Annotated in this window: 19 protein-coding genes; 9 read left to right on the top strand and 10 right to left on the bottom strand. The window is 70.0% G+C overall.

The features are described 5' to 3' along the window. Together AB0H56_RS15790 and ligA are read left to right on the top strand one after the other, a co-directional pair. Nucleotides 1–379 (top strand): enoyl-CoA hydratase-related protein (locus AB0H56_RS15790; RefSeq protein ID WP_357162940.1); only part of this gene is annotated, 379 nt, incomplete at its 5' end. 47 nt (nt 380–426) lie between these two features. After that, the gene (gene ligA, locus AB0H56_RS15795) at nt 427–2,418 is read left to right on the top strand and encodes an NAD-dependent DNA ligase LigA (protein WP_357162943.1); all 1,992 of its coding nucleotides are present in this window, start codon (nt 427–429) and stop codon (nt 2,416–2,418) included. 8 nt (nt 2,419–2,426) lie between these two features. Here the strand turns inward: ligA and AB0H56_RS15800 are convergent, their stop codons facing one another. Both AB0H56_RS15800 and AB0H56_RS15805 read right to left on the bottom strand, forming a co-directional pair. Then, nucleotides 2,427–3,275: an NAD(P)H-binding protein gene (locus AB0H56_RS15800; RefSeq protein ID WP_357162946.1), complete on the bottom strand. Its 849-nt coding sequence runs from the start codon at nt 3,273–3,275 to the stop codon at nt 2,427–2,429. Nucleotides 3,276–3,448: 173 nt separating this feature from the next. Next, nucleotides 3,449–5,173 (bottom strand): GMC family oxidoreductase, encoded by a 1,725-nt coding sequence (locus AB0H56_RS15805; protein ID WP_357162949.1) that lies wholly within the window; start codon nt 5,171–5,173, stop codon nt 3,449–3,451. A 99-nt stretch (nt 5,174–5,272) separates the two neighbouring features. Between AB0H56_RS15805 and AB0H56_RS15810 the strand changes: the two genes are divergently transcribed. The 4 genes from AB0H56_RS15810 to AB0H56_RS15825 all read left to right on the top strand — a co-directional run bounded on the left by AB0H56_RS15810 (nt 5,273) and on the right by AB0H56_RS15825 (nt 8,589). After that, nucleotides 5,273–5,992 (top strand): MerR family transcriptional regulator, encoded by a 720-nt coding sequence (locus AB0H56_RS15810; protein ID WP_357162952.1) that lies wholly within the window; start codon nt 5,273–5,275, stop codon nt 5,990–5,992. A gap of 7 nt (nt 5,993–5,999) precedes the next feature. After that, a complete protein-coding gene (locus AB0H56_RS15815; RefSeq protein ID WP_357162955.1) occupies nt 6,000–6,707 on the top strand; it encodes a WHG domain-containing protein in 708 nt (235 codons plus the stop codon). A gap of 151 nt (nt 6,708–6,858) precedes the next feature. Beyond that, nucleotides 6,859–7,452, top strand: coding sequence for a hypothetical protein (locus AB0H56_RS15820; RefSeq protein WP_357162957.1), 594 nt, complete (start codon nt 6,859–6,861; stop codon nt 7,450–7,452). Nucleotides 7,453–7,590: 138 nt separating this feature from the next. After that, nucleotides 7,591–8,589, top strand: coding sequence for a diiron oxygenase (locus AB0H56_RS15825; protein WP_357162960.1), 999 nt, complete (start codon nt 7,591–7,593; stop codon nt 8,587–8,589). Nucleotides 8,590–8,591: 2 nt separating this feature from the next. On the opposite strand, the gene AB0H56_RS15830 is transcribed toward AB0H56_RS15825, so the two are convergent. Both AB0H56_RS15830 and AB0H56_RS15835 read right to left on the bottom strand, forming a co-directional pair. Then, nucleotides 8,592–9,308 (bottom strand): TetR/AcrR family transcriptional regulator, encoded by a 717-nt coding sequence (locus tag AB0H56_RS15830; RefSeq protein WP_357162963.1) that lies wholly within the window; start codon nt 9,306–9,308, stop codon nt 8,592–8,594. A gap of 38 nt (nt 9,309–9,346) precedes the next feature. Then, nucleotides 9,347–10,669, bottom strand: coding sequence for a family 1 glycosylhydrolase (locus tag AB0H56_RS15835; protein WP_357162965.1), 1,323 nt, complete (start codon nt 10,667–10,669; stop codon nt 9,347–9,349). 325 nt (nt 10,670–10,994) lie between these two features. Here AB0H56_RS15835 and AB0H56_RS15840 point away from each other — a divergent pair, with 325 nt between their 5' ends. Further along, nucleotides 10,995–11,480, top strand: coding sequence for a nitroreductase family deazaflavin-dependent oxidoreductase (locus AB0H56_RS15840; protein ID WP_357162968.1), 486 nt, complete (start codon nt 10,995–10,997; stop codon nt 11,478–11,480). Nucleotides 11,481–11,490: 10 nt separating this feature from the next. Here AB0H56_RS15840 and AB0H56_RS15845 read toward each other — a convergent pair whose 3' ends face one another. The 4 genes from AB0H56_RS15845 to AB0H56_RS15860 form a co-directional block, all read right to left on the bottom strand. Then, the gene (locus AB0H56_RS15845) at nt 11,491–12,240 is read right to left on the bottom strand and encodes a GNAT family N-acetyltransferase (RefSeq protein ID WP_357162971.1); all 750 of its coding nucleotides are present in this window, start codon (nt 12,238–12,240) and stop codon (nt 11,491–11,493) included. Between the two features lie 13 nt (nt 12,241–12,253). Continuing rightward, nucleotides 12,254–13,456, bottom strand: coding sequence for a site-specific integrase (locus AB0H56_RS15850; protein ID WP_357162974.1), 1,203 nt, complete (start codon nt 13,454–13,456; stop codon nt 12,254–12,256). A 73-nt stretch (nt 13,457–13,529) separates the two neighbouring features. After that, a complete protein-coding gene (locus AB0H56_RS15855; RefSeq protein ID WP_357162977.1) occupies nt 13,530–13,733 on the bottom strand; it encodes a hypothetical protein in 204 nt (67 codons plus the stop codon). A gap of 119 nt (nt 13,734–13,852) precedes the next feature. Beyond that, nucleotides 13,853–14,551 carry a helix-turn-helix domain-containing protein gene (locus tag AB0H56_RS15860; RefSeq protein WP_357162980.1) on the bottom strand — a complete coding sequence of 233 codons (699 nt, stop codon included), beginning with the start codon at nt 14,549–14,551 and terminating at the stop codon, nt 13,853–13,855. A gap of 90 nt (nt 14,552–14,641) precedes the next feature. Here AB0H56_RS15860 and AB0H56_RS15865 point away from each other — a divergent pair, with 90 nt between their 5' ends. Beyond that, nucleotides 14,642–15,772 carry an acyl-CoA dehydrogenase family protein gene (locus AB0H56_RS15865; protein WP_357162983.1) on the top strand — a complete coding sequence of 377 codons (1,131 nt, stop codon included), beginning with the start codon at nt 14,642–14,644 and terminating at the stop codon, nt 15,770–15,772. Here AB0H56_RS15865 and AB0H56_RS15870 read toward each other — a convergent pair whose 3' ends face one another. Then, the gene (locus AB0H56_RS15870; RefSeq protein WP_357162986.1) at nt 15,773–16,717 is read right to left on the bottom strand and encodes an aminoglycoside phosphotransferase family protein; all 945 of its coding nucleotides are present in this window, start codon (nt 16,715–16,717) and stop codon (nt 15,773–15,775) included. Nucleotides 16,718–16,917: 200 nt separating this feature from the next. Between AB0H56_RS15870 and AB0H56_RS15875 the strand changes: the two genes are divergently transcribed. Beyond that, the gene (locus tag AB0H56_RS15875; RefSeq protein ID WP_357162989.1) at nt 16,918–18,342 is read left to right on the top strand and encodes an FAD-dependent monooxygenase; all 1,425 of its coding nucleotides are present in this window, start codon (nt 16,918–16,920) and stop codon (nt 18,340–18,342) included. A gap of 7 nt (nt 18,343–18,349) precedes the next feature. Here the strand turns inward: AB0H56_RS15875 and AB0H56_RS15880 are convergent, their stop codons facing one another. After that, on the bottom strand, nt 18,350–19,828 hold the full coding sequence (locus AB0H56_RS15880; protein WP_357162992.1) for an amidase: 1,479 nt from the start codon (nt 19,826–19,828) through the stop codon (nt 18,350–18,352). Nucleotides 19,829–19,868 lie beyond the last annotated feature (40 nt).

Raw genomic sequence — 19,868 nt, forward strand, 5'->3', positions numbered from 1 at the left:
CAAGTTGGGGGTGATTCCGGGGATCGGTGGGTCGCAGCGGTTGACGCGGGCGATCGGCAAGGCCAAGGCGATGGATCTGATCCTGACGGGCCGCAATATGGGTGTGGAGGAGGCCGAGCGGGCGGGTTTGGTGTCGCGGATCGTGCCCGCTGATCAGTTGCTGGAGGTGGCGTTGGAGACGGCGCAGACGATCGCGTCGATGTCGTTGCCGGTGGCGATGGTCGCGAAGGAGGCGGTGAACCGGTCGTTCGAGACGACGTTGTCGGAGGGGTTGTTGTTCGAGCGTCGGGTGTTCCATTCGTTGTTCGCGACCGATGATCAGAAGGAAGGGATGGCGGCTTTCATCGAGAAGCGGCCCGCGAACTTCACCAACAGCTAGTTGTGTTTGTGCCGGCGTGTCGGTAGGTGTCGGTAGCGTCGTGACCCGTGGACATCGGAGAACGCATCCAAGAGCTCGCGCACCGGATCACGGAGCTGCGCGGCGCCTACTACGACGGCACGCCACTGGTCGCCGACGCCGAGTACGACGCCGTCGAGGACGAACTGCGCGGCCTGCTGGCCGCGCACCCCGACCTCACGCCCGACCCGAACCCCCTGGAACAGGTCGGGGCGCCGACCGTCCTGCACGCGCCCGTGCGGCACGCGCGCCCGATGCTCTCGCTGGAGAAGGCGACCACGCCCGAGCAGGTCGCTGCGTTCTTCGCCCGCTTTCCCGGCCAATCCGTCGTGGTCATGCCCAAACTCGACGGCTTGTCGCTGTCGCTGGTCTACGAGGACGGGCGGCTCGTCCGTGCCGTCACCCGCGGCGATGGCACCACGGGCGACGATGTCACGATGCTCGTCCGCGCGCTGGTCGACGGCGTTCCTGACCGGATCGAGGCACCGGGCCGCGTCGAGGTCCGCGGCGAAGCGGTCATGCTGCGGTCGACCTTCGTCGCCTACAACACAGCGCATCCGGACAAGCCGCTGATCAACCCGCGCAACGCCGCCGCGGGCACACTGCGGGCGAAGGATCCGGCCACCGTCGCCGAACGTCGCCTGCAGTTCTTCGGCTTCGATCTGGACACCTCCGAGGGCGGCGCCGCCGTCGACCTGGGGGAGGGCCTGCGCGGACTCGGCGTGGAGGGCGCGCGCATGCGGGTGTGCGCCGACGCCGAGCAGGCCCAGGCCGCGATCACCGAGATCGAGCAGGGCCGCAACGATCTCGACTACGACCTCGACGGCGCGGTCCTGCGCCTGGCCGATCGTGAGGCCTACGCGGCGGCCGGGACCCGATCGAACTCCCCGCGTGGCGCGCTGGCGTTCAAGTTCGCCGCCGAGGAGAAGACCACCGTGCTGGTCGAGGTGATCTGGGACGTCGGCAAGACCGGCAAGATCGTCCCCGTCGCCTGGCTCGAGCCGGTGTTCGTCGGCGGGACCACGGTCACCAGGGCCACACTGGCCAACCAGGAGGTGATCCGCGCCCGCGACATCAAGGTCGGCGACACCGTCCTGGTGCGGCGCGCGGGCGACGTGATCCCCTTCGTCGCCGGTGTCCTCGACGCCGCCGCCCGCACGGGCGCCGAACAGGAGATCGTCGCACCCACGGTCTGCCCCTCGTGCGCGCAACCGGTGACCGAACAGGGCAACAGCCGGGAACTGTTCTGCACCAACGTGTCCTGTCCCGCGCAGACCGTGCGCAGGCTCATCCACTGGGCGTCGCGACCGGCCGCCGACATCGATGCCATCGGGCAGGTGTGGATCGAACGCCTCGCCGAGGCGGGCATCCTGGAACGCCCGTCGGACTTCTACACACTGACCAAGGAACGCCTGCTCGAGTTCGACCGCATCGGTGAGATCTCCGCCGCCCGCATGATCGAGTCGATCGACGCCAGCCGCAAGGTGGGCCTGCGTCGCGCGCTGATCGGCCTGGCCATCCCGATGGCGTCCGAGGGCACCGCCGCCCGCCTGGCCCGCGCGGGCTTCGGCTCGCTGGAAGAGGTCGCCGACGCGGGCGAGGAACGGCTCGTCGCCGTGGACGACATCGGCCCGAAGGTGGCCGCCTCGCTGGTCGAGCACCTCACCCGCCTGCGTCCGGAACTCGAGCGCCTGCGCGAAGCCGGCGTCGACCTCGATGTCCGCGCCGAAGACCTCCCGCCGGTGATCGCGGCGGGCGCGCCCCTGGCCGGCAAGACCGTGGTCATCACCGGCGCCATCAGCGACCCGCGCTCCGGCGAGAAGGTCGCCCGCCCGACCTTCCAGCGCCTCTGTGAACAGGCGGGCGCGACCGCGGCCTCGTCGGTGTCGGCGAACACCGACCTGCTCATCACGGGCGCGGGCGTCGGTGACAGCAAGCTGGCCAAGGCCGAGAAACTCGGGGTCGAGGTCGTCGACCAGGGCGAGATCTGGACGATGCTCATCGCGGCCAAGATCGTCTAGATCACGGCTCAGGGCTTGCCGGCCAGCGTGGCGAGGTAGTCGGTGAAGTCGGTGGCCGGGTGGCCGCTGAGGACCGCGACCGAGTCGGTGACGGTCTCGAGGTCGCCCTGGGCGATCGCGGTGTAGGTGCTCACCCAGCCGTCGACCTCCCACCGCGGCGCCTGGTAGCTCGCCCGGCTGGCGTAGGCCTCGTCGACCGTCTCCTCGGCGAAACGGTAGGGGCGGCCGAGGATTCGGGTCATCTCGGCGGCCGCGGTGGTGAGGGTGAACGCCCGCGGCCCGGTGAGGTCGAAGGTCGCGCCGTGGTGATCCGGCGAGGTGAGAACGGCGGCCGCGCAGTCGGCGACGTCGGCCCGCGTCACCGCGGCGACCTTGCCGTCGCCCGCGGGGCCGCGGATCACGCCGTCGGCGTCCGCGAAATGCGGAATGATGTCCTGATACTGGTTGTCGCGCAGGAACGTGAAGTCCAGTCCGGACGCGCGGATGGCCTGCTCGGTGTGCCAGTGGTCGCGGCCGAAGGTGAACGTGCAGTCCGGCGCGGCACCGACGAACGACAGGTAGACGATCCGCGCCACCCCGGCGTCGACCGCGGCGCGCACCACCGCCGCCTGCTGTTCGGCCCTGTTCGCGCTCTCGGTGGCCGAGACGAAGAAGAACGTCCCCACCCCGCGCAGGGCCGTCGCGACCGTCCCCGCGTCGGCGAAATCGGCGACCGCCGCGGTCGACCCCGGCAGCTCTGGCAGCCGACCGGGATCACGGCCGAGCAACCGCAGGCCGACCCCCGCGTCCGCGAGGGTGCGCGCCACCCGCCCGCCGATGTGTCCACTGGCCCCAGAGATCGCGATGGTGTCCGGCATCGTCCCAGGCTAGGCCACATCACCGGCGAATCACCGCCACCGCGGACTGCGTGTGTGTGGCGTCCGGAGCACCGGGGCGCCCGTGCCGGTCGGTCGGGTGTACGAACGACGAGAACGGCCCCGGACGAACGGTTCGAAACCGTCTGTCCGGGGCCGTGATCGGCGAAGGTGTGTCAGCCCGCGGTCTGCTCGGTGGCGCGGATCTCCACGATCGGCAGCACCAGCGCCGCGGGCGCACCGGCGGGCACGGCCGGGTGCTGCGGCGCGACCGGCTCGATACGGGTGTACCCGGCGCCCTGCTCCGGGCGGGTGTCGACCTCGCCCTTGTTCGGCCAGTACGCGGCGGCGCGCTCGGCCTGCGCGGTGATGGTGAGCGACGGGTTCACGCCGAGGTTCGCCGACACGGCGGCGCCGTCGACCACGCTCAGGGTCGGATAGCCGAACACCCGGTGGTACGGGTCGATCACGCCGTGCGCGCGGTCGGCGCCGATCGCGGCACCGCCGAGGAAGTGCGCGGTGAGCGGGATGTTGAACACCTCGCCCCAGGTGCCGCCCGCGACGCCACCGATCTTGTCCGCGACCCGGCGGGTCACCTCGTTGCCGGCGGGGATCCAGGTCGGATTCGGTTGCCCGTGACCCTGTTTCGACGTCAGCTTGCGACCGAACAGGCCTCGCTTGGTGTAGGTGGTGATGGAGTTGTCGAGGTGCTGCATCACCAGTGAGATGATGGTGCGCTCACTCCAGTTCTTCACACTGAGGAACCCGAGCAGCAGCAGCGGATGCATGATCGCGATGCCGAGGAAGCGCAGCCAGCGCGGGATCTTGCCGCCACCGTCGACCATGAGGGTCTGCAGCAAGCCCATCGAGTTGGAGCCCTTGCCGTAGCGCACCGGCTCGATGTGGGTGTCGGGCGTCGGGTGGATCGAGGACGTGATCGCGACGCCCTTGGTGAAGTCCTGGCCGGGCGCGAGCTTCTTCGTCGCCGCGCCGACGATGGACTCGGAGTTGGTGCGGGTCAGCAGGCCCAGCTTGTCGGACAGGTTCGGCAGCACACCCTGGTCACGCATCGAATGCAGCAGCTTCTGGGTGCCGAGTGTGCCCGCGGCCAGGACGACCTGCCCCGCGGTGTAGGTCTTGGGCTGCTTGCGCACCCAGGCGCCGGTGCGCTCGGTCGCCACGTCCCAGCTGCCGTCGGGCAGCGGACGCAGCGCGGTGACGGTGGTCATCGGAACGACCTGCGCCCCCGCCTTCTCCGCGAGATACAGGTAGTTCTTCACGAGGGTGTTCTTGGCGCCGAACTTGCAGCCGACCATGCAGTCGCCGCACTCCACGCAGCCGGTGCGCTCGGGACCGGCGCCACCGAAGTACGGGTCGGCCACGGTCTGGCCCGGCTCGCCGAAGAAGACGCCGACCGGTGTCTGCACGAAGGTGTCACCGACGCCCATGTCCTCGGCGACGGACTTGAAGATCTCGTCGGCGGGCGTCATGTGCGGGTTCTGCACCACGCCGAGCATCTTCTTCGCGCGCTCGTAGTACGGGGTGAGTTCGTCGCGCCAGTCGGTGATGTCGCGCCACTGCGGGTCCTGGAAGAACGGCTCCGGCGGCACGTACAGCGTGTTCGCGTAGTTCAGGGAGCCGCCGCCGACACCGGCACCGCCCAGGATCAGGACATCGCGCAGCGGGTGGATGCGCTGGATACCGAAGCAGCCGAGCTTGGGCGCCCACAGGAATTTGCGCAGGTCCCAGCTGGTCTTGGGCAACTCGTCGTCGGCGAAGCGGCGACCGGCCTCGAGAATCCCGACCCGGTACCCCTTCTCCACCAGGCGCAGCGCGGTGACACTGCCACCGAAGCCGGAGCCGACGATCAAGACGTCGAAGTCGGTGTTGCGTTCGGACATACGAGGACTCCTGGATGGGTGTCGACAGTGACCTGGGTAACGCTAACGTCGACAGTCGGTACTGTCAAAGTTCGTCGTCGGGCGTCCTATGCTGGTCCGGTGCCCCGATACACCCGCGCGGAGCTCGCCGACGTCAGTGGCGTCGCGGCGCGCACGATCCGCTACTACCACTCGCTCGGCGTGCTGCCGAAGCCCGGCCGCGCAGGCAAAGAGGTGGTGTACTCCGACGCGCATCTGGACCGGCTGCGCGACATCGTCGCCATGCAGGCGCGCGGGCTGCGCCTGGACGCGATCCGCGAGGTGTTCGACGCCGAACCGGCGCCCGGCGCGGGGGACTGGCGGACACTGTTCGACCCGCGAGCCGCGCAGTCCGGTGAGCGCGCGGTCCTGCTCGACGACGCCGAACTGGCGACCCTGCTCGGCGACCGCGGCGCCGATGTGCTCGCCGAACTGATCGCCGCGGGCTATCTCGAACGGCGCGACGAGTGCTGGTTCGTGCCGGACCGGCCCATGCTCAAGGGCGCGCTGGTGCTCTACGACACCGGCACCGACATCACACTCAGCGGCGTGCTGCGCACCCTGATCAGGGAACGGATCGCCGCGCTCGCGGACGAGGTGGTGCACACCGTGCGCGCCGCCGCCGGGACGGGATACGGCGGCGAGGACATCGGCGTCGACCTGAGCCGCTTCCGCGACCAGTTCCTCGCGATGGCCTGGGAGGTCGGCGGCGCGACCTTCGCGGCGGAGATCCAGCGCGCCGCGGGCGCGGCCGACGACACGGCACCGGCTCGGGTGCGCGGCGCGGCGAGTGCGCGATGATCGGTCGATGAGCACCGACCGACCAGGACCGCGGGCACTGGCCCGCGCCCAGACGCTCGCCGACATCAAGCGGATCGGCCGCGAGCATCTCGCGTCCCAGGGTGCCGCCGCGCTGTCGCTGCGCGCGGTCGCCCGCGATCTCGGCGTGGTCTCCTCGGCGGTGTACCGCTATGTGCGCAGCCGCGACGAGTTGCTGACCCTGCTGGTGGTCGACGGCTACAACGCCCTGGGCGACGCCGTCGACGCCGCGCTGGCCGCGGCGCCCGCCGATCCGGCCACCCGCTTCCGGGTGGTGGCCCGCGCGGTCCGGGCGTGGGCCCTGGCCGAACCCGCGTGGTACGGACTGCTGTTCGGCACCCCGGTGCCCGGCTACGCGGCGCCCGCCGAGGTCACCGAGACACCGGGCATCCGGGTGATCGCGACGCTGCTCGGCATCGTCGACAGCGCCTACCGTGCCGAACGCCTCACGGCCGCGGACCGCAGCCCGGTCGTGTCCGCGCCCACAGCCGCCGACCTCTCGGCAATCCGCGCGCAATTCGATCTCGCCGCGCCCGACTGGGTGCTCGCGGCCGCGCTCACCGCGTGGACGACGCTGTTCGGCGCGGTGAACTTCGATGTCTTCGACATGTACGGCCGCGACACGTTCGCCGATCGCGCGGAGATCTTCGAGTTGCAGATCGATCAGATGCTGCGCATGCTCGGATTCGGTGAATAGCCGAAAAGTAGCCATTGGGCTCGGTGTGGTCGACCGGATACGGTGGACCGGTCGGTACCGTAGCGATCGAGGTGTTTCCCGCGGTATGTGGGGTGAGAGAAGTGTGAACGGCGATGCCGGGGTGGCGTCGCCAACGAACGGGAGTGCCCGAGTGAATTCTCGCGAGGAGATCTTGCGCCGAGTCCGTGACGGGCTGCTCGACCTGCCCGACGACGAGCGTCGGGTTCCCATGCGTCGTTCCGGGGGCGCCGGTGTCGAGGTGGATCCGGCCGAGCGGGCCGACATGCTCGCCCGGTTCGCCGAACGGTTGCGCGCGCAGGGTTCGCTGGTCCGCACGGTCGACCTCGCGGATCTGCCCGCCGCGGTCGCCGAGGTGCTGTACGGCATGAGCGTGTCCTCGGTCCTGGCCGCGGTCGAGCCCGGCCCGGCCTGGCTGGATCACTGGGCAAGCGCACCGGGCCACGAGGTCGTGCACGGCGGTGCGGGGACGACGGGGACGGGTGAGGCGGTGGTCCGTGACGCCGTCGCCGGCGATGCCTCGACCGGGTCGCTGGCCCTCGACGTCGACGGGGGCCCCGTGGTCTCCGAGGTCGTGCCGCAGGTCTGTGTCGTGCGCGCGGACCGGGTCTTCGGCTCGCTGCCCGACGCGCTGGACCGGCTCGACCCGCGTCGCCCGCTGGTCTGGCTCGGCGGTCCCGGGGACACCGCCATGGCCCGTCAGCTCGTCGTTCTGCTCGTCGAGTAGCCGCCGCCCCGGGGTCCGCGCGCGGGTCACAGGTCGGCGTGGCGGGTTGTGTGGGACTTGCGGTCTCAGTTATTCTCGGATCAACCGGTGTGACCGCGCTTACAGGGCGATCACCGGACGCGAACCGAGGAGGCACCGATGACGCTGACCGAATCGAGCCGTGGCGAACTCATCACCGAGGAGTACCGAGAGGCGTTGGCGACCCTGTCCCAGGGGTCCGTCGACCGGCATTTCGATCCGTACCTCGACATCGACTGGGATTCGCCCGAGCTCGCCCTTGATCCCGACGACGTGCGCTGGGTGCTCTCACCCGAGGTGGACCCGCTGGGCGCGACCCAGTGGTACCGCGACCAGCCACTCGACAAGCAGATCGCGATCGGCAAGTGGCGGACCGCCAATGTCGTCAAGGTCGGCGCGGCGTTCGAGAGCATCCTGATTCGCGGGATGATGCAGTACATCATGAAGCTGCCCAACGGGTCGCCCGAGTTCCGGTACTGCTTGCACGAGATGACCGAAGAGTGCAACCACATCCAGATGTTCCAGGAACTGGTGAACCGCATCGGCGTCGACGTGCCCGGCATGCGGCCGATGTTCAAGGCACTGTCCCCCCTGATCGGCGTCGCGGGCGGCTACGCCCACGCGATCCTGTTCATCGGCATCCTCGGGGGCGAGGAACCGATCGACCATTACCAGAAGGCGGTCATCCGCGAGGGTTCCTCGATGCCGCCGATGGTGTTGCGCACCATGGAGATCCACATCGCCGAGGAGGCGCGCCACATCTCCTTCGCGGGCGAATTCCTCGCCGCGCACATCGGGCGGATGGGCAAGTTCAACCGCGGCGCGTGCTCGGTGGCGTTCCCGATCGCCATGCGCTGGCTCGCGGGGGAGATCATGGCGCCGCCGCGCTCGTTCGAGCGGGAGTTCGACATTCCGCACGAGGTGATCGAGCAGGCGTTCTGGAAGTCGGAGCACTCCAGGAAGATCCTGTCCGGGTATTTCGGTGACATGCGCAAACTCGCCGACGATCTCGGGCTGATGAATCCGGTGGCGCGCCGGCTGTGGCGGGCGCTCGGCGTCGACGGTCCCGCGTCGCGGTATCGCAGCGAGCCGGAGCGTGGTCTGCGCCGGGTCGCCTGAGGTCAGGCGCCGCGCGCCGCGAGCTGGGTGATGATCTCGGTCAGTTGCTGATCGGGGTCGAGGGTCAGCCCGTGTCTGCGGGCGACACCGTCGACCACGTGCCAGGCGTAGGAGGCGACCTCGGCGATCAACTGGTCTCGGGTGAGGACCCGGTCCGGGTCGTTGGCCCAGCGGGTGACCGTGGCCTCCGTCATCGAGACGATGGCGAAGGTCATGGTGTCGGCCGAGCCGTCGTCGGCGACGCCGACCGCACCCGCCAGGCCGGTGACCAGCATGCGCGTCGAGGCGGCGATGGTGGCGATGAGCGCGCTCATCGCATCGATGTCGGAGCCGTCGTCGGGTGGTCCGGTCCGCAGGAATTCGTGCAGGCGCGGATGGTCCTCGATCCAGGTGACCACCCCGCCGACGGTGCGCACCAGGATCTCGTTGATCGATCCGTCCGCGATGTCGAGCGCGTCCTCGATGTCGGCGACGAACCGGTCGGTGATCTCGCTCCTGATCCGGCGGTCGAGCTCGTCGCGGCCGGCGAACTGCCGGTACACCACCGATTTCGCCAGACCGGCGTGCTCGGCGATCTGCACGATGGGTACCTCGACCCCGGCCGGCGCTTCCTCGAGCAGTTCGACCGCCGACAGCACGATCCGCTCCCGACGGCTGTCGTTGTGCGGCTGCCATCGGGCCTGTCTGCCGCTCACGGGGCGTGAGGTTGTGCTCGACACCCGCCCGAGTGTAGAGCACCGGGCGGGCGTCGAATCCGCTACCGAGGCACCGTCACCGGATCGGTGCAGCTGTCGGGCAGGTCGACCAGCGAGCACGGCGCCGGCGCCCTGGTGGGCCGGTAGCCGGCCGGGACGCCGCCTTCGGCGGTGATGGCCCGGTAGGCCGCGACGGCGTCGGTGGGCTTGCGGGTCAGCGTGGGGTCGGTCAGGACGTCGACCGTGTAGAGGCCGAATCGTGCTGCGTAGGAACCCCATTCGTAGTTGTCGGTGAGACTCCAGTAGTTGTAGCCGATGACCGGGATCCCGTCGGCGACGGCGCGCTGCAACCAGTAGGTGGTGTCGCGGAGCGCGTCGGCGCGGGTGTATCCGTCCGCGCGGGGGAGCCCGTTCTCGGTGGGGATGCCGTTCTCGACGATGTAGAGCGGCTTGCCGGGGAAACGCCGCGCGAAATGGTCGAGTGCGTAGTAGATGCCTTCGGCCTGCAGGGGCAGCGTCCACAGCTTGTCCGGATCCGGCACCGTGAGTTCGGTGGGGGACAGGCCGTAGTAGTAGTCGATGCCGACGTAGTCGAGCCGGGCCGCGATGCGGTCGAGCAGCGGTCCGCTGATCGCGTCGTCGACGGCGGGGATGAAGGCGACGTTGCTGGTGACCTGGGCGCCGGGGTGGACGGTGTGGATGTGGTCGTAGATCTCGTTGTGCGCCTGGGTGATCCGGCCCGCCATCGTCGGCACGTCGGTCGCCGGAATCCCGCCGTGGCGCACCTCGTTCAGCAGGTAGACCGTCGGCTCGTTGAAGGTGACCCACAGCGGGTCGGCGCCGGCGTAACGGTCGACGACGTGGCGAGCGTTGGCCAGCCAGTTGGTCACCATCTCGGGATCGCGCCAGCCGCCGCGATCAGCCGCCCATCCCGGATAGACCCAGTGGTCGAGGGTCAGCATCGGGCGCATGCCCGCGTCGGTGATGGCGCCGATGACCTCGTCGTAGAAGGCGAGGCCGTTCTCGTCCCAGACGCCGGGTCGCGGCTGCACCCTGGCCCACTCGATGCCGATGCGGTACACCCGCACGCCGAGGTCCGCGGCGAGCGCGATGTCGGACCGGAAGCGGCTGCGGAAATCCACCGAGTTCAGGTAGGGGTCCTTCGTCGACCCGGACTCGGCGTACCGCCGCCAGTTGCTGTCCGGGGCATCGCCTTCGGCCTGGAAGCCGGAAGCGGCTACGCCCCAGAGGAATTCGGGACTCATCGGTGCGAGCTCGACGGGCGCGGGTGGTCGAGCGACAGCGGGGGAGAGGCTGCCGGGGAGCAGGGTGACCGCGGTCAGTGCCAGCGTCAGGAGGAATCGGCGACCGGTGGGGGAGGGCATGGCACTGACTCCTGGAACGTCGGGGTGGGGGAGATGGGATCCAGTGTGCGACATGGGTGTTGTGAATTCGGTGAACTGACTCGGAGTGCCACTGGTGTCGAATATAACATACTGATACGTAGATATGCGCATCTACTAATATACTGTACCCTCTTCACCCAACCGCCACACCTCACGTCACAACATGTCCACACCTTCAGATTCACCCCAGAACAAGGAGAGGAGAGGGCCGAGGAGTCGCGAACACTCGCGGAGACGAGTGAGTTGCCTCTCAGGGAGCCGTTCCGAGTCGGTGGATCGGTGCGGCTCGAGCCAGGATTCGAGGATGGCGTGGAACCCCTTACCTGCCCTCGCTCGCGATTTCGCCACGCATCCCTGGGTGATGCGCGGTGCGGGCATCGTGCTGCCGGCCGAACGTCTGCTGCGCAGGCTCAGTGGTGGGCGGTGGGGCGTGCTGGATCTGGCGGGTCTGCCATCGATCGAGGTCACCGTGGTGGGCCGGAAGTCCGGTCAGCCGCGCACCACCTCGCTGCTGTGTGTCCCCGACGGCGACGGCTTTTATCTCGTCGGATCCAATTGGGGCAAACCGCAGCACCCCGCGTGGTCGGCCAACCTGCGGGCGGCGCGTACCGCGTCGGTCCGCTACAACAGCAGTGCGCCGTTCCCGGTATCGGTCGCCGAGATCACCGGCGTGGAGCGTAAGCGGGTGTGGGATCTGGTCGTCGAGTACTGGCCCGGCTACGAGATGGAGTTCGAACTGTCCGGCGGTCGCGAGTTCCGGATCTTCCGCCTGGATCGGATCCAGCCCTGACGGAGCGGGGTCACGCGTACCGGTCGACGTGTCCGACAGTGACGAATCCGAGTCGCCGGTAGATCCCCTCGCCGTCGGGCGAAGCGGTGAGCACGACCCGAACCGGGTTCGTGTCGAGCGCGAGCGCGAGTGCGCGCTGGGTGAGCGCGGTGCCGATTCCGCGCCCGCGATGATCTGCCCGCGTGACGATGTGCTCGATCGATGCGCCCGCGGCGCTGGTCACGACGGCGGCGCAACCCAGTACCGCACCCTGGTCGCGCCACAGCAGGTAGCGCGTCGACCCGAGGTCCCGGCCTTGCCGCAAGCCCTCCACCAAGGCCTCCGCACCGTCGGTACCGGACCAGAGCGCGGCCCACTGCGCGAGACCGGTCTCGTCGGTGACTTCCTCGATCCGGGCGAGGGCGTGCCGATCGATTGCCCGGCGCGCCGGCGAGCCTGCGTCGTCGAGAACCATGAGTGGTTCGGTTTCGAACAGCGTGAGGTTCTGCCGCGCCAGCAGTTCGGGAAGTTCTGGAGGGTCGATCTCCCGCCAGTGATGCCAGCACGCGGGGACGCCGTCGAAGTGGTCGCGCATCCGCTCGATTTCGCGGGGTAGATCGCCGCCGAGCCGCAATACCGCGTTCAGTTCGTCGGTGGGAGCGCCGGTGCGAAACCAGCTCGATGCCGCGCGGGCGCCGGATTCCCGCGCGCGCACCACATGGGTGGCGACGTAGGTGGTCACGGCGTCGACCACGCTGTGCCGGATGTTCGGTCGGTTCATCGTCGTCTCCGCGTCAGAGGCCGAGTTTGGTGACCGCGTTGTCCTCGAGCGGATTCGCTGTGCGGATGTAGCCGTGGACGGTGCGCGGGTTCGCCCAGCGACCCTGGCGCATGATCTCGCGGTCGCTCGCGCCGCCGAGGGCGGCCTGGGTGGCGAATCCCGCGCGCAGGGAGTGCCCGGAGAAGAGGTCGGGGTCGAGCCCGGCACGGGCGGCATAACGTTTGACGAGCTCGGCGACCGCGCGGCCGGACAGGGCGTTGGCGCCGATGGATCCGTGCCGATTGACGGTGGGGAACAGAGGGCGGTCGGTCTGGGTGCTGAGCGGGGTTCCGGAGAAGCCGTGGCAGCGGTGGATCGTGGTGTCGGGAATCGGGTGCTCGGTCGCCCACTTCCGGGTGCCCGCGTCGCCGGTGTCGGCGTGGACCTCCAGCAGGCGGATCCAATCGGCGTACGCGCAGATCGGGCAGGTACGCGGATGTTTGCCGCGGGGCAGGGCGATGCGCTGTTCGGCGACACCGGTCGGGTCGGTCTTGGTGGTGGGCAGGTGGACGACGAGCAGCGGTTCGCCCGTGGTGTGGTCGGTGCGGACGTGCACGTCGGCGACCCGCAGTCCGGCGAGTTCGCTGCGGCGCAGCGCGCCGGCGAAGCCGACGAGCAGGGCGAGCGCGTCGCGGCGCCGGGCCGGTTCGGTGGGCCAGCCGGGGGCGGGGAGCTCGGCCAGCAGCTGGTCGAGGGTGTGCAGCAGGACCGGGCGCTTCCGGGTCGGCGGGGTCCGCCGCGTGCGCCGGATGCCGCGCAATGTCAGTCGCACGACATCGGAGCGGGTGGGTGAGGGCAGCCCGTTGGCGGCGTGGACGGCCGCGATCGCCGCGGACTTGCGCTCCAGCGTCGCGGGACTGAATGCCCAGGCGCCGTTGTCACGGCGTGCGTCGGCGGCCGCGGCCAGGTAGACGGCCACATCGAGGGGGTCGGCGGGCAGGGCTTGCCGCTGTTCGGTGGCGCACCATCCGGCCCAGGCGATCCAGTCGGTGCGGTAGGCGCGCAGGGTGTTGGCCGACTGGGAGGCCTCGAGGTAGCGGCGCAGGGCGTCGGCCTGCCCGTCGTCGAAGCGTTCGCGGACCATCCGCAGGGCGGCGGTGTCCACGAGAACGCTGCGGACACCGCGCCGGAGTTCGGTGCGTACCTGTTCGGGAAGGACGACCGCTGCCTCGGGCACCGCGTTCCTCCTCGCGTGAATCGTTCTGTCGCCGATGACCTCTGGCTTCGGAGCCTAGGTCATCGGCGCGCGATCACGGCATCTCCGCCAGCTCGGCGAGCTTGGTGTGGATGTAGGCGGCGAGCCGGTGCCGCGACGCGGTGGTGAGGAAACTCGTGTCGCCCAGACGCGGGAAGGAGTCGTCGACGTGGTCAGACGAGGTTCCGGTGTCGTCGCCGGGCGGGTCGGCGAGTGCGAGAGGTGCCGGATGTTGCTGGGGGAGAGGAACATTCGGCACGTCAGGTTCTGCGATCGATGCTGCGTGACGTACCATTCCTGAACCTTAACGTTTTGATTACGGCCGTTGCCAACACGCTGGGTCCGGTAGTGATAACCGCCACGTTTTCTGATCAGCCGTCACGACGCGCGCGCGGGCTCCTCTGCCGTGGCCGATTCCCGGACATAGCCGGCGACGGGGCTCAGGCGCAGGACCGCGGGCATCCTGCGGGTGAGTGCGGGCTGGCCGAGGAAGGCGACCCGTCCGGTCCGCTGGGCGTGCGCGAGCGGCATCCGGCCCAGCCACACCTCGTAGAGTGCCGCGACCTCGGCCACGATGGTGACATCGACCGGGTAGCCGGGGTCGGAGTCGCAGACCGAGGGCGTCCCGCGTTCGACGACGATCCAGAAGCGCCGCACGTCGTCGGTGAACCGGACGTGCAGGACGTGGCGCCTGCCGGGGAAGCCGGAGGTGTCCACGCGGGTGTGCATCCACCAGACGAGCAGGGCGGGGTCGAGCTCGTCCTCGCGCGGTTCGCCGAACGTCCAGCGCGCACCCCATTCGCCGAGGCCGAACAGGATCGGTCGCAGGTGGGTGCCCGCGTCGGTGAGCAGGTGGTCGGCGCCGATCTTCTCGATCAGTCCGGCGCGTTCGAACTGGCGCAGCCGCTTGGCGAGCAGGCTGCGCGACAGGCCAGGCAGGCCGCGGGCGAGGTCGTTGAACCGGGTGGTGCCGAGTGAGAGATCCCGCAGGATCAGCAGTGACCAGCGCTCGCCGAGCAGGTCGAGCGCGCGCGAGATCGGGCAGTACTGGCCGTAGGCCGCTGTCGTGTTCGTCATGGTCACCTCGCCGACGGGGTCCAGTTTCTGGACCGGGGGAGTCCACTTTCTGGACTATCCGGTTATCGCGGCGATTCCTACCTTCGAAACATGACTCAGACAATTTCCGACACCACAGTCCGCACCGATCGGGTCGCGCTGGCCCGCGCCCTCGGTGAATCCCTGCGTTCGGAGGTCCCCGAGCGGGACCGCACCGGCGAGATCTCCGTCGCCGCTTTCGACCGGTTGCGGGCCGACGGGCTCGTCGCCGCGCTCGTCCCGGTCGAGTTCGGCGGTGGCGGTGCGTCGCATCAGGAGATGGGGGAGATCCTGCGGGAGCTCGGCCGCCACGATCCGTCGACCGCGGTCGCCTTCGCGATGCATTCGCATCTGGTCGCCGCGCAGGTCTGGCGGCACAATCACGGCATCGACGCCTCGGGAGTGTTCGCCAAGGTGGTGGCCGGGGCGATCCTGGTGAGCACCGGGGCTTCGGACTGGGTGGATTCCACCGGGTCCGCGATCCGGGTCGACGGCGGGTACGTGGTGAATGCCCGCAAGGCGCCGGCCAGTGGCTGCGAGGTCGGCGACATCCTGGTCACCAGCGTCGCGTTCGAGGACGGTGGCCCGAAGGTGCTGCACTGCGCGATCCCGCTGAGCGCGACGGGTGTCCGGATCGAACCGACCTGGGACACGCTGGGATTGCGCGCGAGCGGCTCGCACACCGTGGTGCTGGAGGAGGTGTTCGTGCCCGACGCCGCGGTGTCGTTGATCCGGCCCGCGGGCGAGTGGCCGACGGTGCTCAATGTCGTTGTCGGCGCGGCCCTTCCGTTGGTACTGGCCGCTTATCTGGGCATCGCCGACACGGCGGTGGCGCGCGCGACGACCCTGCTGGCCGGTCGGAACGAGGCCCATGTGGTGCAGTCGGTCGGCGAGATGCTCAACGCGTACACGACCGGCGCGGACCTGATCGCGGCCATGTTCCTCGATGCGGCGAATCTGACCTTCGACGCCACCGATGCCTACGCGGCACGCACCCTGAGCCGCAAGACGGTCGCCACCGACGCGCTGATCGCCACGGTGCGGCTGGCGATCGAAGCCACCGGCGGCCTCGGCTATTCGCGCTCCTGCGATCTCGAGCGCCTCTACCGGGATGTGCACGGCTGCCACTTCCATCCGTTGCCACGCGCGAAGCAGACCCGGTTCAGCGGCCTGGTGCAGCTCGGGCACTCCCCGGTGGGCTGATCAGTCGAACAGCCCGTTCGCGAACGGTTGCGCCCGCCACACGTCGAGGGCGGGCGCGAGGGCGTCGGCGAGCATCGGCTGCTGGTCGACGAGGGTGAGGCAGGTGATGACCCGGGCCATGCCGACCGCCTCGGCGAACCGCGCGACGCGGGGGTCGAGGGGTCGTAATCCGTTGTCCCGGGCGGCGGCGTCGTAGGCGGCGGCCGCCTCGGGACCCATGGCGGCCAGATCCCATTCGACGGGGCCGAGACAGGCGAGCTCGAAGTCGGCGTACAGGTGGCCGGTGCGGGTAGTGACGATATTGACCGCGGGCGCGTCGCCGTGGATGGGTTGTGCCGCGATGCCGGGGAATTCGGCGTCGAAGGCGCCGCGGGCGGAGACCAGCGGTTCCAGCAGTGCCCATTCGCGGTGGATTCGGTCGAGATCGGCCGGTGCGAGGAGATCGGGCCGCTCGGCGAGCGCGGTGAGGCTCGCGGTGACGGTGTGCGGTTCGGCCGCCGCGAGAAACGGCAGGTCGCCGGGATAGTCGCGCAGGGCCAGGTGCAGGTCGGCGACGCAGGCGGAGTTGCGCACGTAGTCGGGTTCGACGTCGGGGTCCTGGTCGACGTACTGCCAGAACGTCATCGAGAAGCCGTCGCGGCGGACGGGTTCGGCCGGAACCAGCGGGCTCGGCGGGATCACGGGGACGTGCTGGGTGTGCAGCCACGACACCACGTCGAGTTCGATGCGCTGGCGCGCGGACTGCTCGGCGAGGGGAAGGGTCACCACCGTCGGGACCCGGACCACGACCGGGGCGGGGGCGAGGTGCACGACGACGGAGAACACATCGTGCAGGACGGCCGGCTCGGTCACGGTGAGCCCGTGGGCGCGGCCGGCGGCGACGGCGGCATCGACGGCCCGCGCGGTGCGGTCGGCGAGTTCGGCGGTACTCATGGCGGTGGACATGGGCTCCGATGGTGCCATGGTGACAGTGGCCGAGCCCGATGGCGGCGCGGTGTTCGTAGTGGGGGTCGTGGGCTGTGGCGGCGGCGCGGCCGGAAATTCGCTTGCGGCGCTGTGCGCGGGTGCCAACAATGAGCAGCCGGTCAACCTGCGGAATTCGCCAGGCGCACCGGCCCGGGATGCAGGCGAGGAACGGGTGGTTCATGTTCGATGTGATCATCGCCGGGTGCGGGCCGACCGGCGCCATGCTGGCCGCCGAACTGCGGTTGCACGGTGTCCGGGTTCTCGTCGTCGAGCGGGAGACCGCACCCGCGGCCATGGTCCGGATCGTCAGCCTGCACATGCGCAGCCTCGAGCTGATGGCGATGCGCGGGCTGCTGGACTCCCTGCTGGAACGGGGGCGGCAGCGTCCGGTGGGCGGCATTTTCGCCGGGATTCCCACATCGGTGCCCGAAGGCCTCGATTCCACCCACCCGTATCTGCTGGGTATCCCGCAGCCGGTGATCGAGCAGGTGCTCGAGGCACACGCCGTCGATCTGGGTGCGCAGGTGCGGCGGGGATGCGCGGTCGCCGGGTTCGAGAAGGATGCGGACGGGGTGACCGTCGAGTTGGCGGACGGGCAGCGGCTGCGGTCGCGCTATCTGGTCGGCTGTGACGGCGCGCGCAGCACGGTACGCAGACTGCTCGGCGTCGGCTTCCCCGGCGAGCCTTCACGCAACGACACCCTCATGGGCGAGATGGCGATCGGCCTGCCTGCGGCCGAGGTCGCCGCGAAGGTTCGCGAAATCCAGGCCACGCACAGATCATTCAGCATCATGCCCTTCGGCGCGGACAGTGGCCGGATCGTGGTGCCTGCCGTGGACGTCAGCGACGACCGCGCCGCGCCGCCCACCCTGGAGGACTTCCGGCGAGCGCTGCGCGCCGTCGCCGGAACGGATTTCGGTGTGCATTCCCCGCGGTGGATGTCGCGCTTCGGCGACGCCACCCGCCTTGTCGAGCGGTATCGGGTGGGCCGTGTCCTGCTCGCGGGCGATGCCGCGCACATCCATCCCCCCGCCGGCGGGCAAGGCCTCAACCTCGGTGTGCAGGACGCGGTGAACCTCGGGTGGAAGCTGGCCGCGCGGATCCACGGGTGGGCGCCGGAGCACCTGCTCGACACGTATCAGGCCGAACGTCATCCCGTCGCCGCGGCCGTACTGGACAACACGCGCGCCCAGATCGCGCTGTCCTCGCCCGAACCCGGCGGGCAGGCGATGCGCAGGCTGCTCACCGAACTCCTGGAGTTCGACGCCGTCAACCGCCATCTGATCGAGAAGATCGCCGCGACCGACATCCGCTACGACTTCGGCCCCGGCCCGGATCTGCTCGGCCGCCGGCTCCGTGACATCGACCTCGCCGACGGCCGCCTCTACGAACGGCTGCGCGGCGGCCGTGGCCTGGTCCTCGACCGCACCGGCTGCCTCTCTGTCGACGGCTGGTCCGACCGGGTCGATGTGGTGACCGATCCCGCTGCGGCACTGGATGTTCCGGCGCTGCTGGTGCGCCCCGACGGCCATGTCGCCTGGATCGGCGACGAGCAGGACGGTCTCACCGACCGGCTTCGCCACTGGTTCGGTGAGACCGCCTGACTTTCGCTCAGGCCGGGGCGATCGCCCGTCGGGCCGATTCCGGTGGCTGGAAACCGCCGATCCGCTGCTCGAGGAGTTCGGCCAGCCGCAGCGGGGTGCGGTCCTCGAACATCGGACCGATGAGCTGCACGCCCACCGGCAGCCCTTCCGGGGACCGACCCGCCGGGATGGCGGTCGCGGGGAGACCGGGCATGGTGGCGACCGCGGCGAGCACGAGCTGATCGAAGTACGGGTACGCGACGCCGTCGATGTCGAGGTGTCTGCTCTCGAGGTCGCCGGTGTGGTCGTGGGGGAAGGCGGGAGTGGGCGTGATGGGGCACACCACCGCGTCGAATTCGGTGAACAGCTGCCGCCAGCCGTGGCGGTGGAGCTCGCGCCGGTTGTTCGCGGCGACCCAGTCCCGGTGGCTGAGCACCATCGCGCGCAGGCGTGTCGCCGCGAGATCGGGGTCGTCCGCGCGCAGTGCGGCAGCACTGGTCCGCAGCTGGTCGTACACCTCGCCGGGGAGACCCGCGGCGGCGTTGGCGAGCATCAGCAGCAGGTAGATCCTGGCCGCTTCGGCCAGATCGGGGAGCAGCGAGCTGTGGTGTTCGACGTGGGCGCCCGCGTCGGTGAGTGCGTCCGCGACCCGGCGCACGCCCGCCCGCACCGCGGAGCCGGTCGGGATGAGCGGATGGTCCTCGATGATCAGGACCCGGAAGTCCGAGAGGTGTTCGTGGCGCGCGGGTGGCAGGGCGAGGCCGTAGGCGCGGCCGCGGGTGAGCGGGTCCGGTCCGGCCAGCACATCGAGCAGGACCGAGAGGTCGCGGGCGGTGCGCGCCATCGGGCCGGCGACGGCCAGGTCGAGGTCGACCGGCATCGCCGGGGCCGGTGGTGCGGCCATGCCGCGGGTCGGTACGAGTCCGAGTGTCGGTTTGTGCGCGTACACGCCGCAGAAATGCGCGGGTGTGCGCAGGGAGCCTGCGAGGTCGGAACCGAGGGAGAGCGCGCCGAGGCCAGCCGCCAGCGCCGCCGCCGATCCGCCGGATGACCCGCCCGCCGTGCGCCCGTGATCCCACGGATTGTTGGTGGTGCCGTAGATCTCGTTGAAGCTCTGGATGTCTCGCAACATCACCGGCACATTGGTCTTGCCGAGGATCACCGCGCCCGCGGCCTTCAACCGCGAGACCACGACCGCGTCGTCGGCGGGCACATGGTTCGCGTGCTGCGGCATGCCCCACGTCGTCGGCAGGCCGGCCATGTCGAAGGACTCCTTGACGGTCACCGGGATGCCGAGCAGCGGCTGATGCTCGCCGAGGGCGCGTGCCTGGTCGGCCCTGCGCGCCGCGTCCCGTGCCCGTTCGAAGTCGTGGACACAGATCGCGTTGAGCGCCGCGTCCTCGCGCTCGATGCGCGCGATCGCCGCCTCGGTCACTGCCACCGAGGTGACCGCACCGCCCCGCAGGGCCGCTGTGAGCTGTTCCGCCGATTGAAAGTCCCACTCCATGACCGCGACGGTATTGGTCGTGGCCGACGGGCATAAAAGG

This window comes from Nocardia sp. NPDC050717 (assembly GCF_040654275.1).
Lineage (GTDB): Bacteria > Actinomycetota > Actinomycetes > Mycobacteriales > Mycobacteriaceae > Nocardia.